We start from the raw sequence: 13,610 nt of genomic DNA, 5'->3' as shown, positions 1-13,610 counted from the left end.
TTCCGTCATTCGGCGATTCGCGGCCCATCCTTGAACGCGTTCCACTTGTCCCAGCGGAAGGTCCGCGCCGGCCGTTCGGGGCGCACTTCGAACACCAGGGTCTCGCGCACCGTGCCGCCTTGCGGACGCGTCGCGGTGACGGTGGCGTTGTGCACTCCCGGCGCGATGCCCTCGGCCAGCCGCAGCGTCCACAGATGCGAATTGTGATCCGCCACCGATCCCTGGGGCTGCGGAGGCGCCGGCGGGAAGCGCGTCTGGCGCCCCTGGATATAGCCCTGGTTCTCGACCACGCCGGACTCGCTCTGGATCGCGGTACGCGCGACGGTCAGCTGGCGCTCGAGCGCGAACGGGTCGGCAAAATCGGGGCCGCTGCGGCTGTCCTCGCCGCGCGCTTGCTGGGTGTGGGTCATCGCCACCGGCGCAGCGCCGTCGATCGAGACCCGCACGTCGGTCGCGCTGTCGCCCATCCAGACATTGGCAGTGATCCAGCTGCCCCCGGCCAGGTCGACGGGGGTCAGCAGCTTCTCGTCGGGAAGATCCTGGACACTCAGCGGGGGCACGCTGCCGCGCTTCTCGCGATCGGCCTCGCGCCACGCCAGCAGCGTCTTTGCCCAGCTGCGGAAATCGGGCGTGCTCACCGATAGCCACATGCCCTTGTCCTCGAGGTGGCCGGTGGCGCGGTAATCGAGCGTATAGTCCACGCCGCGTACTTGCATGTCGACATAGCCGCGCGGCGATCCGTCCCCCTGCAGGCTCATCGGAATACCGGCGACGTCATAGTCGCCGCCCCACCAGCTGCCCGCCACCGCGCCGGCCACCAGATGGCGGAACGGGATCGTGTCGACCCCGACCGCGGCCTTCCAGCCGCCATAGGATTCGCCCGGCGCCAGATTTTCCAGCGTGTGGCTATGGCCCGACAGATCGAGCGCGCGGCGCCCCTTCAGCAGCGCATAAAGCTCGGGCGCATTGTCGGTCTGGTGCGCCCACTCCTTTGCATTGTCGAAGCCGACCAAGGGAATGTGATGGCCGAGCACGATCAGCCTGGCCGGGTCGGTCGCCTTCACCAGATTGGCGATGAAGGCCATCTGATCGTCGGTGAAGCGGCCGCTATAGCTCTTCTGCGGATATTCGACGCAGAACGGGCGCGTGCCCTCGCGATTGTCGTCCTTGCCGCACGGATAGACGACATTATCGAGCGCGATGAACAGCACCTGCCCCACTTCGAAGGCATAAGTGGCGGGACCATAGAGATGCCGCCAGCTGTCCGACGCGTCGGCATCGCGATCGGCATCCGAATCATAGTCGTGGTTGCCCTGCACCCACCATTGCGGCACCGCCGCCGCGCCGAGCACTTCGGCAAGCCGCGGGATCAGCCCGAGATCGTCGCCGACCAGGTCGCCGAGCGCGAAGACGCATGCCGGTTTCGCGCCGCGACGGTCCTTGAGTTCACGCACGATCGTGTCGCGCGCATAGCCGATCTCGTCGCCCGAATAGACCTGGACGTCGCCCAGCACCGCGCAATTGAAGTCGTCCTTCACCGCGCTGGGTGCGAGCGGGAAGTTGATCGCCTTGGGCAGCGGGCCGGTTGGCGGCAGGCCGCCGAAGCGCAGTGCCTTGGGCGAGCCCGCAGGCTTGTGTTCATAGGCGAATTGCGGGACGAATCGCTTGTCGGTCGGCACCCGCCAGCCGCTCGGCTGGATCACGAACACCGACATGTCGCTGCGCACCGGCAGCGCGTAGCCGCCGTCCGCGCCGGTCTTCACGACTTCGCGACCGTTGGAGACCTTGACGCCGGGGAGGCCGCGCTCGCCTGCGTTGAGCACGCCGTTGCGATTGGCGTCGTCGAACACGATACCGCGCACCCTGTCGGCACGCGCCGCGCTACCCGGCACCACCTCGATCGACGCGAAATAGGGTGGGTCGGCGGGCCCGGCATCTTGTGCGTCGGCGGCGGAGGCAAGGAAAAGCGCACCCGACGCCATTCCGGCCAACATTTGCGGCAAGCGCGCTCTCGTCATCATGGTTCCTCCGGCTCGGCGCCCTCGCGCCGCGGCGCCCCTACCCCCGGCACCCACAGAACTCAACATTATTCTCACAATATCTTTGCGTCGAAAGCCTCGCCCAGAATGATGCTGGCATGGAGGATAGTGGTGCTAATGATTATCAATAGCTTATTTTGACGTATCTGCGTCACGTTTGTGGCGACTAGGCCACCCAGCACTGCATGAGGTCCCTCGCATATTGCGAAGAGCTCTGAAGAACGCCTGCCCGCTTCCGGTACAAATTTGGGATAAATGATGCTTTGATGTGCATTTGTCACAAAACATCCACAAGGCACCCCTAGTGGCGGCATCGGGCCGACGAAGCCGCCTGGCGGACGGCGACCCTATCCCGACGAACCGAATTCAAATCCATGGGGGAACCTATCGTGAAGAGCTTTTCGCGAACCGCGCCGTTGCGCGCCGCGCTGTTGCTGGGCGCAGCGATTCCAGTGATGGCGCTGAGCGCGCCCGCCGCGCGTGCGCAGGACTATACCAACATCATCGCATCCGGCCGGGTCACCGCGGAAGACGGTGCGCCGATCGCCAATGCCACGGTGACGATCACGTCCTCGGATCGCGGAGTCGGGCACACCGTCCAGACCAACGAGACGGGCGCCTACAGCTTCTCCCAGCTCACGCCCGGTGCCTATGACTTCAAGATCACCGCCGCCGACTACGCTTCCTATGAGGAACGCGGCGTCCAGCTGACACGCACCAATGGCAGCGCCAACAGCTTCCGCCTCGCCCCGCTCGCGGTCGCCGAGAACGACATCGTCGTCCGCGGCTCGCGCGTGCGCACCACCGATTTCAACGACACCACCACCGGCGCGGTGATCGACCTTGCCGAGATCGACAAGCGCGTCCCCGTCGCGCGCTCGCTGCAGGATGTGGTGTTGCTGTCGCCGGGCGTGGTGCGCGGCTCCTCGGCCTCGAACGGCGCCTTCGCCAATCAGGTCGCGATCAGCGGCTCGTCGTTCACCGAAAACGCCTATTTCGTGAACGGCCTCAACATCACCAATTTCCGCATGGGGCTGACTCCGGTCGAAGTGCCCTATGATTTCTACAAGACGATCGAAGTGAAGACCGGCGGCTTCGCGGCCGAATTCGGTCGGGCCACCGGCGGCGTGATCAACGCAGTGACCAAATCGGGCACCAACGAATATCACGCCAGCATGCTCGCCACCTGGGAGCCCGACGGCCTGCGCTCCTCCTCGCCGGGCACCATCGAGCTCGACAATGCGGACGCGACCTCCACTCGCCGCGAACTCGTCCTCCAGGCGAGCGGGCCGATCATCAAGGACCGGCTGTTCGTCTACGGCCTCTACAATTTCCGCGACTTCACGTCGTTCACGCCCGATGCCGATCAGGACAATGCCACCGAGGTCAAGAACCGCAGCCCGTTCTGGGGGATCAAGGTCGACGGCTACATCACCGACGATCACCATGTCGAATTCACTTATTTCGACAGCACCAACGACACCCGCACCCGCAGCATGAACTATGATCGCGCCGGCGGCGATCGCGGCGAGGTGGTCGGCGGCACCAACCAGCGCGCCGGCGGCATCAACTATGTCGGCCGTTATACCGGCACCCTGGCCCCCTGGCTCACCGTCTCGGCGGCGTACGGCGTCAACAAGCTGCGCGACGGCTCGCTCCCGCTCGACACCACCAACGAGAAGGTGCTCGACTATCGCACCAATCCCGCGGGCACCGATATCGGCCTCAACCGGGTCAGCGACGCGTATGGCCAGACCGACGACAAGCGCGACTTCTACCGCGCCGATCTCGACTTCACCTTCCAGCTGTTCGGCGGCCACCATCTGCGCGTCGGCTATGACCATGAGACCAACGAATCGAGCCAGATCCATCAGACGATGGGCGACGGCTTCTTCAAGATCTTCACCGCCAATGCCGAAACCGCGACACGGCTAGGCATCCCGGTCGGCACCGATTATTACACGACCCGCGTCTACCGCAACAACGGCGAGACCACGGTAAAGAACGAAGCCTATTATATCGAGGACGACTGGTCGCTGTTCAACGATCGGGTCAAGGTCCAGCTCGGTCTGCGCAACGACCGGTTCAGCAACCAGGGCGTCGACGGCAAGACCTATTACGAATCGGGCAACCAATGGGCGCCGCGCATCGGCGCCTCGTTCGATGTGTTCGGCGACGGCCGCACCAAGGCCTATGGCTTCTTCGGCAAATATGCGCTGCCGATGGCGGGTGACATCAACCTCAACATCGCCGGCGGCCTCGTCACCTATACCCGCTACAATGTGCTCAACGGGCTGAACGCGGCCGACAACACCCCGATCGCCGGCGCGCCGATCCTCGGCCCGTCGAACTTCCGCGCCTGCCCGGACACCAAATTGGTCAATTGCGAAGTCTCGGCCGACGGCACGCCCGCCGATTATTCGGGCGCGATCGCGCACAACCTCAAGCCCCAGTCGGTCAACGAGTTCATCCTCGGGGGCGAGCATCAGTTCAGCGACAGCATCCGGGTCGGCGCCTATTTCACGCACCGCACGCTCCAGAATGCGATCGAGGACATCTCGACCGGCTTCGGCCTGCGCGCCTATTGCGTCGGCGCCGGTTTCACCCAGGCAGCGTGCAACGCCGCTTATGGGGGCTCCGGCACCTGGCCGATCGCCAATCCGGGCCGCGACGTGGTGGTGAAGATCCCGCCGCTGCCCGACGGCACCACGCCGGTGGTGACGCTGCGCGCCGAGGATCTCGGTTATCCCAGGCCCCAGCGCAACTACAACTCGCTGACCTTCACCTTCGATCGCAAGTTCGATGGCGTGTGGGGGCTTTCGGGCTCCTACACCTGGGCGATGGACAAGGGGAATTACGAAGGCGGCGTCCGCTCGGAGAACGGCCAGCTGGCGGTCAATCGCTCGGCCGACTTCGACTCGCCCGGCTTCACCAACGGTTCCTATGGCTATCTGCCCAACGATCGCCGCCACACACTCAAGGCGTTCGGCAGCTATCGTCCGTTCGCATTCCTCGATCTCGGCAGCAATTTGCTGATCCAGTCGCCGCAGCATAACAGCTGCATCGGCACGGTTCCGCGCGACGTCGATCCGACGGCGCACGGCTATCACGGCTACAGCTATTATTGTAACGGCAAGCTGGTTCCGCGCGGCACCGCGTTCGACGGTGACTGGCTCTATCAGATCGATGCGAGCGCCGTCGCGCGCCTGCCGATGCCGGCGGGGCTCGAAGGGTCGCTGCGTTTCGACGTGTTCAACCTGTTCAACCTGAAATCGGTGACCGCGTACAACCAGGCCGGCCAGTTGAGCGATGACTCGCCCAATCCGCTCTATCGCACCCCGGTGGCCTATCAGTCGCCCCGCTATGTGCGGCTGCAGTTCCGCCTCGGCTTCTAGCCGCCGAGAATGATCGGGCGGGATCGCGTGTCGAATGCGATTCCGCCTGATTGACCGGCCCGCCCACGGGCGGCACGGTTGCGACCACGTCCTTGAGGAGGGGACAGACCATTCAGAAGCGAACGCAACGACAGCGCGAGATCGTCGCGCGGCTGCGCGGCGGGGCGGCACTGTCGGTCACCGGCCTCGCCGCCGAACTCGACGTCTCGGACGAGACCATTCGCCGCGAGCTGCGCGCGCTCGAGGAGCAGGGCGCGATCATCCGCGAACATGGCGGCGCGCGGCTCGCCGCCTCGGCGTTCGAAGGCCCGCTGGCCCAGCGGATGGAACAGAATGCCGATGCCAAATTGCGGATCGCGCGTGCGGCGGCGGACTTCGTCTCCGATGGCGCGATCCTGTTCATCGATTCGGGCACGACCTCGTGCTTCATCGCCCGCCAATTGGTCGAGCGTCGCGGCCTCACGGTGATCACCAATTCGCTCCAGGTCGCCTCCGAGCTCGGCAGCATCAACGACAACCGGCTGTTCCTCGCCGCGGGGCAGATGGACTATGGCTATCTCGCTTTCTCGGATCACGACGCGCAGCGCTATGTCGCGGGGTTCACCCCGCATCTGGCGATCCTGTCGGTCGGCGCGATCCATCTCGAGCAGGGGCTGATGGACTTCCATCCGGGCGAAGCGGCGATGAGCCGGATTGCCTATGAGACGTCGGAAAAAGTGCTGCTGGGTGCCGATTCCTCGAAGTTCGGCCGCCACGGCCTGATGCGCACCGCCGCGCTCGAAGAAGTCGACATCCTCGTCACCGAAGCACCGCTGACCGCGGACTATGCGCAGGCGTTCGCGCATGCCGAGGTGGTCGTCGCCTGACTGCGGCGCCGGGCGCGCGCCAGCCCGAGCGGAAGCAGAAGCACGGCGCCGGCCAGCGCGACCGCGGCGTGGAGCAGCCAGAATTGCGCCGCCGGGATCCGCCCATACCACGCGCCGATCGGCCCCACCCACAGGCTGGCGAAGAAGCCGTGCAGATAGAACATGCCGACCCAGAAGCCGACGGCACGCGCCGGTGCCGATCCGGTGACCAGGCTAAGCCCCGCCGGCCAGACGAGCACGATCGCCAGGTCGATGCAGATGAGGTAGCCCAGCGCCGCGGCGAGCGGCAGCGGCGCGCCGCCGCTGGTGGCTTCGGCCACAGCCAGCACCCCATTCCCGCACGCGCACGCCACGCAGCCCAGCGCGATCTCCCAGATCGGCCCGGTGGCGAACCGGAAGCGGGCGAGCCGGCGCAGGCCGAATTGCACGACCGGGATCAGCAGGATCGTGAACACTCCGTCCAGTGCGAGCAGCCACGATACCGGGAGCGGCCAGCCGGCGACTTCCAGCGTCACCCGGGCGCGCGCCCAGACGAGGAACAGGTTGCCGACCTGCTCATAAGCGGCAAAGCACAGATAGATCGCGAGGAGCGCAGTGAGCAGCAATGGCCAGTCGCCGCGTGCAGTGTCGTCGCCGGCCGGGCGCGGGTCGCGGGCCGGCGCTGCCTCGAGCCTCGCCAGATGCCGCCCCGCAAGGTGCCAGCTCAGCAGGCCGAGTCCCACCGCCGTCGCCGCTGCGCCGCAGGCATAGCCCCAGCCGCCGGCCAGCAACAGCGCCCCGCAGACCAGCGGTCCGATCGCGATCCCCCCGTTCAGGAACCCGAGATAGATCGCATAGCCGCGCCGCCGTGCCGCGCCATCGGCGAACAAGGCACCGACCACCACCGAAAGATTGCCCTTCACGATGCCGGTGCCGACCGCAAACAGCGCCAGACCGGGCAGGAACAGCAATCGCCCGGTCATCAGAGCCAGCCCGGCCAGGATGCACAGCCCGCCCAGATAGATCGAGCCGCTGCGGCGTGTCAGGCGATCGCCCAGAAACCCGCCGACCGGGACGGAGAGGTACAGCAAAGCGGTGGTGATGCCGTAGATCTGCGAAGCGAGACCCGCAGCGGAGAGCGGGCCGAACAGGCTCTCCAGCATCCGCTGCAACCCGTCGGCGCCGACCGAACCGGGCAATCCATCTGCCAGCACGTGATCGATGAGAACCAGCGTGAGGATCGATTTGACCCCAGCCAGCGAGAAACGCAGCGAAAACTCGGTCGCCGCCAGCGAAAAGAACGGCCGCGGCAAGCCGCTCGCGCGCATCGGCGTGATTTTCGCATCGTCCATGTCACGCCGGCCCTTTCGAGCCGACTAGTCGCGACGATTCTTAACACGCTGATGACAGGCTGGCCCAAGCGTGCTGGCAATTGCCGTGAGGGCGCCGAAACTATTGAATAGGCAGGATTCACAATTCCTGGCTGGGGCGGCAGGATTCGAACCTGCGAATGGCGGCATCAAAAGCCGCTGCCTTACCACTTGGCGACGCCCCAACGGGAAGCGGGCTTATACGGCCTTAGAAGAGCCGTTCAACCCAGCCGTGCGGATCGGGCGCGGTTCCGCGCTGAATCGACACCAGCTGCTGGCGCAGCTGCTCGGTCAGCAGGCCCGGACCGCCATTGCCGATGGTGAAGTCGAAGCCGCGCCCCTGCACCCGCCCGATCGGCGTGACCACCGCGGCAGTGCCGCAGGCAAAGGCTTCGCGCAGGCGCCCGCTGGCCGCATCGGCCTTCCATTCGTCGAGGCTGTAACGCTCCTCGCGCACCGTGATGCCAGTATCGCGAGCGAGAGTCAGCAGCGACTCGCGGGTGATGCCCGGAAGGATCGTGCCGGTCAGCGGCGGAGTCTGGATCGAGCCGTCGTCGAAAACGAAGAACACATTCATTCCGCCCAGTTCCTCGACATAGCGGTTCTCCGCCGCATCGAGGAAGACGACCTGATCGCATTCATGGCCGATCGCTTCGGCCTGCGCGACGAGGCTCGCGGCATAATTGCCGCCGCATTTGGCGGCGCCGGTGCCGCCCGGCGCGGCGCGGGTGTAATGCTCGGAGACCCACAAAGTCACCGAAGGCGCGCCGCCCTTGAAATAGGCGCCCGCCGGCGAGGCGATCACCAGATAGAGATATTCCTGTGCCGGCCGCACGCCGAGGAAGGTCTCGCTCGCGAACATGAAGGGGCGCAAATAGAGCGAGGCGCCGTCGCCCTCGGGGATCCAGTCGCGATCGGTGCTGACCAGTTCGCGGATCGACGAAAGGAACAATTGCTCGGGCAGCTCGGGCATCGCCATCCGGCGCGCCGATTCGGCGAAGCGGCGGGCATTGGCGTCGGCGCGGAACAGGGTCGCGCCGCCATCGGGCATGCGATACGCCTTGAGCCCTTCGAAAATCTCCTGCGCGTAATGGAGCACTGCGCAGGCCGGATCGAGCTGGATCGGGCGACGCGGCTCGATGCGGGCGTCGTGCCAGCCCTTGTCTGCCGAGTAGCGGATCACCGCCATGTGATCGGTGAAGATCTTGCCAAATCCGGGATTGGCGAGGAGCGCGGCACGGTCAGCCCCGGCCACCGGGCTGGTATGCGCCTCGTATTCGAAATCCAGGATCGTCGCGTCTGCCATTGCACCTTCCCGTGACTCGCCGACGATAGACCGGATCGGCTTGCGGAGGACTAGGCGGCGGGGCTAGAATGGTCAACATGGCTGCCCCAATTCCTGCCTCGCCTCTTTTCCTGCGCGAGCCCGAGATCCGCCGCGGCATCGAGCTGCTCTATTTCGGCTATGCCAATCTCACCCGCTCGATCGACGCGGGGCTGGCGAGGCAGGGATTGGGCCGCGCGCATCACCGGGCGCTCTATTTCATCGCCCGCGAGCCCGATCTGACGGTGAGCGCGTTGCTGGCGATCCTGGGGATCACCAAGCAATCGCTCGGGCGGGTATTGGGCGAACTCGCCGAGCGCGGAATGGTCGAGACGCGAACGGGCGAGCGCGACCGACGGCAGCGGCTGTTGCGGCTCACCCCTGCGGGCGCGGCGCTCGAGGCGGAGCTGTTCGAGGCGCTGCGCGAGAAGATGTCGACCGCGTATTCGAGCGCGGGCCAAGGCGCGGTCGGCGGGTTCTGGGCAGTGCTCGAAGGGTTGATGCCCGAGAGCGAGCGGAACAGCGTTTCGGGGCGGTAGCCTTCAGTGCTCCTGCTTTCGCAGGAGCACATGGATTTACGCGACCTTGAAGCCTTCCTTGTTCATCGTCAGCGTCAGCGCCTTGTTCTTCTCTTCGGAAAGCTGGCTGCGCAGCATCGGGAAGAGCTGCATTTCCTCTTCCTGCATGTGCTTTTCGATGTCCGCGCGGAATTCGCGGACCTTGGCGATCCAGGCCGGCGAGGCGTTGGGCGTATTCTCCAGCTCGTAGAGATACTGCTTCACATAGCCGTGCTCCTTGGTGAGCGCATCGGCGGCATCGCGCTGGCCGATCTCGCGCAGCGCCGGATAGATCACATTCTCTTCCTCGACGGCATGTTTGAGCAACGCATGCTTGAGGTGCGAAAGCAGCATCGAGCGCTTGATGGTATTGTTCTCGTCGGTCGCCTCGATCGCGTCGAACACCTTGAGCGTCGCCTGATGCTCTACGACGAGCGCTTCGTCCCAATTGCCGGCAAGCGCGGTCGGCGCCTGCACTGCTGCCTTGCGGCCGAACATCGCGAGGATGCCGAGCGCGGCGCCGCCGGCAACTGCGCCCGCGACCATTCCGAAATTGCTCGACTTGCCTTCGCCGCCCTTCGACGAGCCCTTGAAGCGTCCCTTGTTGTCGCGTGTCGCCGTGGTGGTCGCCATTGCCGCCTCCATTGATGGATGAGTCGGGAATACAACAAATCGGGAAGGCCGGCGTTCCGTGCGGGATCGTCCTCCCGGCGAAAGCCGGGATCTCAGGGGGCAAGCGAATGGCAGTGGCACGAGATCCCGGCGTTCGCCGGGAGGGCGGGAAGTTAGCGCCGTGCCTCGGCGGCCATCTCGGCGTTGCGGCGCTGCGAGGCGGCAAGCGTTTCGCGGATCAGCGATTTGAGCGCATCGTCGCGGTCGAGCACGTTGAGACCCTGCCGGGTCGAGCCGCCGGGGCTGGCGACGCGATCGGCGAGGATTCCGGGCGCGACATCGGCCTCGGCGGCGAGCAGGCCGGAGCCTTCCACGGTTGCGACTGCAAGCCGCTGCGCCTGATCAGGGTCGAGCCCCAGCGCCGTACCCGCTTCGGCCAACGCGTCGATGAAGCGATAGACGAAAGCAGGGCCGCAACCCGAAAGCGTGGTGACGGCTTCGAACAGGCCCTCGTCCGCGATCCATTCGACGAGCCCGAGCGGCGCCATCAGCGCGTCGACGCCGGGAACGCGGTCGCCGTGAAGCCCGATGACGCCCTTGCCGAGCGCGACCGGGAGATTGGGCATGGCGCGAACGATCGGGTGGCCGGGGAAACGCTCCCGGAGGGTCGCGACCTCTGCGCCGGCGAGGATCGAGATGAGGGGTATCTCGCCTTCCGGAACCAGGGAAACGACGTCATCGATTTGCTGGGGCTTCATGCCCAGCTGGATGAAATCGGGCGTCGGCCCGTCGGGGAACGCCCTGCCCTGCCGGACGCCGGCGGGAAGCGCGCGATCGTGACGATTGACGACGAAGACGTTCTCGGGGGTGACCACGCCGCTGGCAATCCACTGGCGGAGCATCGCCCCCGCCATATTGCCGCAGCCCAGCAGCCAGAGCCGCAGCGGCCCGGCGGTGCTCACGCCTCGCCCTGCGTCTCGATCAGCGCGGAGGCAAGCGCATCCTGCGGGGTCTTGCCGCCCCAGAGCACGAACTGGAATACCGGGTAGAAGCGCTCGCACTCGTCGATCGCGCTTTCGACCAGCAATTCGGCCTGATCGAGCGTCAGCGTCTTGTCGCCCGCACTGTCGATCAGCGCGGCATGGCGGAAGAGCAGGATCCCGCTCGCCGACCACAATTCGAAATGGCCGATCCACAATTGCTCGTTGACCAGCCCGATCGTCTCGTAGACCGCGGCACGGCGATCGTCGGCGACGCGGATGTCCGGAAAGCCGAGGAACTGGAGCACGCCGTCGTCCTCGCGCCAGATCGCGCGCAGCTCATATTCGGTCCAGCTGCCCTTGAACTTGGCGACGATCTCGTCGTCCTCGCGCTCATAGGTCCAGCCATGCGCCGCGAAGTAATTCTCGAGCATGTCGATCGGCGCGGCGTCGTCGCGGTCGAATTCGGCCTCGTCCAACATTCCTAACTCCACGCGCCCGGATTGGCTGAACAGAATCCTGCCAATCGTGTTCCGCGGGCACAAGCACGCGGTGCGCAACCCTGTCGAAAAGCTGTGGACAAGCGGTCGTTAACCGGTGCGCTCAAGAAGCTGCCTTCGGTGCCCTGGCAGGCTTGGCTGCAAGCTGCGCTTCGAGCGCGGCGAGACGCGCCTTGAGCGCATCATTCTCGTCGCGCGCCGCCACGGCCATCGCCTTGACTGCTTCGAACTCGTCGCGCGCCACGAAATCGAGCCCGCCGATCCATTCGCGGGCGCGCTCACGCGTGGCGCCCTCGGCCTCGCGCGCCATGCCGGCGACGGTGCCCGCCGCGCCGTTCATGAACTTGACGAAATCGTCGAACAGGCGGTTGTCGGTCTGCATCTCGAGCTTCCTAAACGAACTTCAGCGAATCTCTATCTGGTCAACCGTGCGCGAAGGTACAAGGCTTTCGGCGTTCGGATTGAGCGCATCGATCTGATAAAGCAGCACGAAAGCGAAGCCCAGCCAGCCGAGATAGGGCACCAGCAGCAGCCCGGCGACGCGGCGTACGCGCCAGAACAGCAGGATCGTGAGCAGCACCAGCACGAGCAAGGCGCCGATCATCAGCAGCGCGGTATCGACCTTGTGCAGCCCGAAGAACACCGGCGTCCAGGCGAGATTGATCGCGAGCTGGACGATGAAGACGAGCAGCGCGAGCCCGCGCCCGCGCGATCCGCGCGCGTTGATCACCAGCGCCAGCGCGAGCCCCATCATCGCATAGAGGATCGTCCACGCCACCCCGAACGCCCAGCCGGGCGGCATGATCTCGGGCTTCACCAGCTGGACGAACCACGGATTCTCGTCGCCGCTGGGGGCGAGCTTGCCCGAAGCGAAGCCGAGCAGCAGCATGAGCGGGACCGTCACCACTGCCCAGCGGAAATATGCGAGGCGCAACTGACCTTTGGACGCGATCTCTCTCAACCCGGTTCTCCCCTGTCGATGCGCTGAAACACGCATCGTCCCCGGAACGATCCCCTAATCCAAAGCCTGCGCAGTCGCAAAGATATCTGCGCCGCCGAATCGCGTCCGTGGGGGCACTTGCGTATCGCCAATTGGCAGGCTAAACACTGAACCATATGGTTCAGTGTGCAAGCGCCCGTCTCGATGCCTCGTTCGCTGCGCTCTCGGACGCCACCCGACGCGGCGTTCTGGAGCAGCTCGGACGTGCGGAGGCGTCGATCACGGATCTTGCCGAGAAGTTCCACATGACCCTTACGGGCATGAAGAAACATGTCGGCGTCCTCGAGCGGGCCGGACTCGTCACGACGGAGAAGGTCGGCCGGGTGCGGGCCTGCAAGCTCGGCCTTCGCGGGCTGGAGGCGGAGGCGGCATGGATCGAGACCCACCGCCAGCTCTGGGACGCACGCTTCGATGCGTTGGACAAAGTGGTCGAAGAATTGAAACTGAGGGAGAAGCGCGATGGGCCAGATAGGTAGTGAACCCACCATTCAGAACGGCACGATGGTGAAACGGGAGTCCGACCGCGAGCTGGTCGTTACGCGAACCTTTGATGCCCCGGCGCGCATCGTGTTCGAGGCCTGGACCAGGCCAGAGCTGTTCATGCGGTGGTGGGCACCCAAGTCGATGGGCGTGCCTCTGCTTTCCTGCGAGATGGATGTTCGTGCCGGAGGCAAATACCGTCTCGAGTTCGGACAGGATGCCTCGAACGCCTTTGCATTCTTCGGCAGGTACATCGAAGTGACGCCGGGCGCGCGGCTCGTCTGGACCAATGATGAAGGTGAGGACGGCGCCCTGACCACGGTGACCTTCGAGGAAAAGGGTAGCAAGACGCTGCTGACCTTCCACGAACTCTATCCCTCGAAGGAAGCGCTCGACGAGGCCCTTGTCGGAATGGAGGGCGGAATGCCCGAGCAATTCGAGCAGTTGGACGCGCTTCTCGGCAGCCTGGGCGCCAGCGTGGGAGGACAGTGAGCGCCGACCTTCGGCC

Annotated in this window: 13 protein-coding genes and 1 tRNA gene; 5 read left to right on the top strand and 9 right to left on the bottom strand. The window is 65.4% G+C overall.

Features of this window, described 5'->3' with window-relative positions; genetic code table 11:
* Positions 1 to 5 precede the first annotated feature (5 nt).
* Entirely contained in the window at positions 6 to 1,982 is a 1,977-nt protein-coding gene (locus tag CVN68_RS20355; protein WP_233503457.1) for a calcineurin-like phosphoesterase C-terminal domain-containing protein, read from the bottom strand.
* A gap of 446 nt (positions 1,983 to 2,428) precedes the next feature.
* Here CVN68_RS20355 and CVN68_RS20350 point away from each other — a divergent pair, with 446 nt between their 5' ends.
* Both CVN68_RS20350 and CVN68_RS20345 read left to right on the top strand, forming a co-directional pair.
* Entirely contained in the window at positions 2,429 to 5,434 is a 3,006-nt protein-coding gene (locus CVN68_RS20350; RefSeq protein WP_233503456.1) for a TonB-dependent receptor, read from the top strand.
* A 92-nt stretch (positions 5,435 to 5,526) separates the two neighbouring features.
* Positions 5,527 to 6,300 carry a DeoR/GlpR family DNA-binding transcription regulator gene (locus tag CVN68_RS20345; protein ID WP_233503455.1) on the top strand — a complete coding sequence of 258 codons (774 nt, stop codon included), beginning with the start codon at positions 5,527 to 5,529 and terminating at the stop codon, positions 6,298 to 6,300.
* On the opposite strand, the gene CVN68_RS20340 is transcribed toward CVN68_RS20345, so the two are convergent.
* From CVN68_RS20340 to CVN68_RS20330, 3 genes are all read right to left on the bottom strand, one after another.
* Positions 6,258 to 7,631, bottom strand: a complete 1,374-nt coding sequence (locus CVN68_RS20340; RefSeq protein WP_233503454.1) for a POT-type proton-dependent oligopeptide transporter — start codon at positions 7,629 to 7,631, stop codon at positions 6,258 to 6,260. The two genes, CVN68_RS20345 and CVN68_RS20340, sit on opposite strands and share 43 nt — an antisense overlap.
* Positions 7,632 to 7,759: 128 nt before the next feature.
* Positions 7,760 to 7,834: transfer RNA gene (locus CVN68_RS20335), tRNA-Gln, on the bottom strand.
* 23 nt (positions 7,835 to 7,857) lie between these two features.
* On the bottom strand, positions 7,858 to 8,955 hold the full coding sequence (locus tag CVN68_RS20330) for a branched-chain amino acid aminotransferase (protein WP_100283802.1): 1,098 nt from the start codon (positions 8,953 to 8,955) through the stop codon (positions 7,858 to 7,860).
* Positions 8,956 to 9,032: 77 nt separating this feature from the next.
* Between CVN68_RS20330 and CVN68_RS20325 the strand changes: the two genes are divergently transcribed.
* Positions 9,033 to 9,512: a MarR family transcriptional regulator gene (locus CVN68_RS20325; RefSeq protein WP_100284572.1), complete on the top strand. Its 480-nt coding sequence runs from the start codon at positions 9,033 to 9,035 to the stop codon at positions 9,510 to 9,512.
* Positions 9,513 to 9,548: 36 nt separating this feature from the next.
* Here the strand turns inward: CVN68_RS20325 and CVN68_RS20320 are convergent, their stop codons facing one another.
* From CVN68_RS20320 to CVN68_RS20300, 5 genes are all read right to left on the bottom strand, one after another.
* Positions 9,549 to 10,163, bottom strand: a complete 615-nt coding sequence (locus CVN68_RS20320; RefSeq protein WP_100284571.1) for a hemerythrin domain-containing protein — start codon at positions 10,161 to 10,163, stop codon at positions 9,549 to 9,551.
* Positions 10,164 to 10,315: 152 nt separating this feature from the next.
* Positions 10,316 to 11,104, bottom strand: a complete 789-nt coding sequence (locus tag CVN68_RS20315) for a pyrroline-5-carboxylate reductase family protein (RefSeq protein ID WP_407695520.1) — start codon at positions 11,102 to 11,104, stop codon at positions 10,316 to 10,318.
* Positions 11,101 to 11,604 (bottom strand): type III secretion system chaperone family protein, encoded by a 504-nt coding sequence (locus CVN68_RS20310; RefSeq protein ID WP_100283801.1) that lies wholly within the window; start codon positions 11,602 to 11,604, stop codon positions 11,101 to 11,103. The genes CVN68_RS20315 and CVN68_RS20310 overlap by 4 nt, the downstream gene beginning before the upstream one ends.
* Positions 11,605 to 11,725: 121 nt before the next feature.
* Positions 11,726 to 12,004 (bottom strand): accessory factor UbiK family protein, encoded by a 279-nt coding sequence (locus tag CVN68_RS20305; RefSeq protein WP_100283800.1) that lies wholly within the window; start codon positions 12,002 to 12,004, stop codon positions 11,726 to 11,728.
* Between the two features lie 21 nt (positions 12,005 to 12,025).
* The gene (locus tag CVN68_RS20300) at positions 12,026 to 12,583 is read right to left on the bottom strand and encodes a TspO/MBR family protein (protein WP_100283799.1); all 558 of its coding nucleotides are present in this window, start codon (positions 12,581 to 12,583) and stop codon (positions 12,026 to 12,028) included.
* Between the two features lie 155 nt (positions 12,584 to 12,738).
* Between CVN68_RS20300 and CVN68_RS20295 the strand changes: the two genes are divergently transcribed.
* Complete coding sequence (locus tag CVN68_RS20295; RefSeq protein WP_100283798.1) at positions 12,739 to 13,098, top strand: ArsR/SmtB family transcription factor; 360 nt, start codon at positions 12,739 to 12,741, stop codon at positions 13,096 to 13,098.
* Positions 13,082 to 13,594: an SRPBCC family protein gene (locus CVN68_RS20290; protein WP_100283797.1), complete on the top strand. Its 513-nt coding sequence runs from the start codon at positions 13,082 to 13,084 to the stop codon at positions 13,592 to 13,594. Before CVN68_RS20295 ends, CVN68_RS20290 begins: the two co-directional genes overlap by 17 nt.
* The last annotated feature ends 16 nt before the right edge of the window (positions 13,595 to 13,610 follow it).

This window comes from Sphingomonas psychrotolerans, from assembly GCF_002796605.1.
Lineage (GTDB): Bacteria > Pseudomonadota > Alphaproteobacteria > Sphingomonadales > Sphingomonadaceae > Sphingomonas > Sphingomonas psychrotolerans.
Note: the sequence above shows the minus strand (reverse complement) of the source record. Positions and strands in the feature narration are given on the sequence as shown.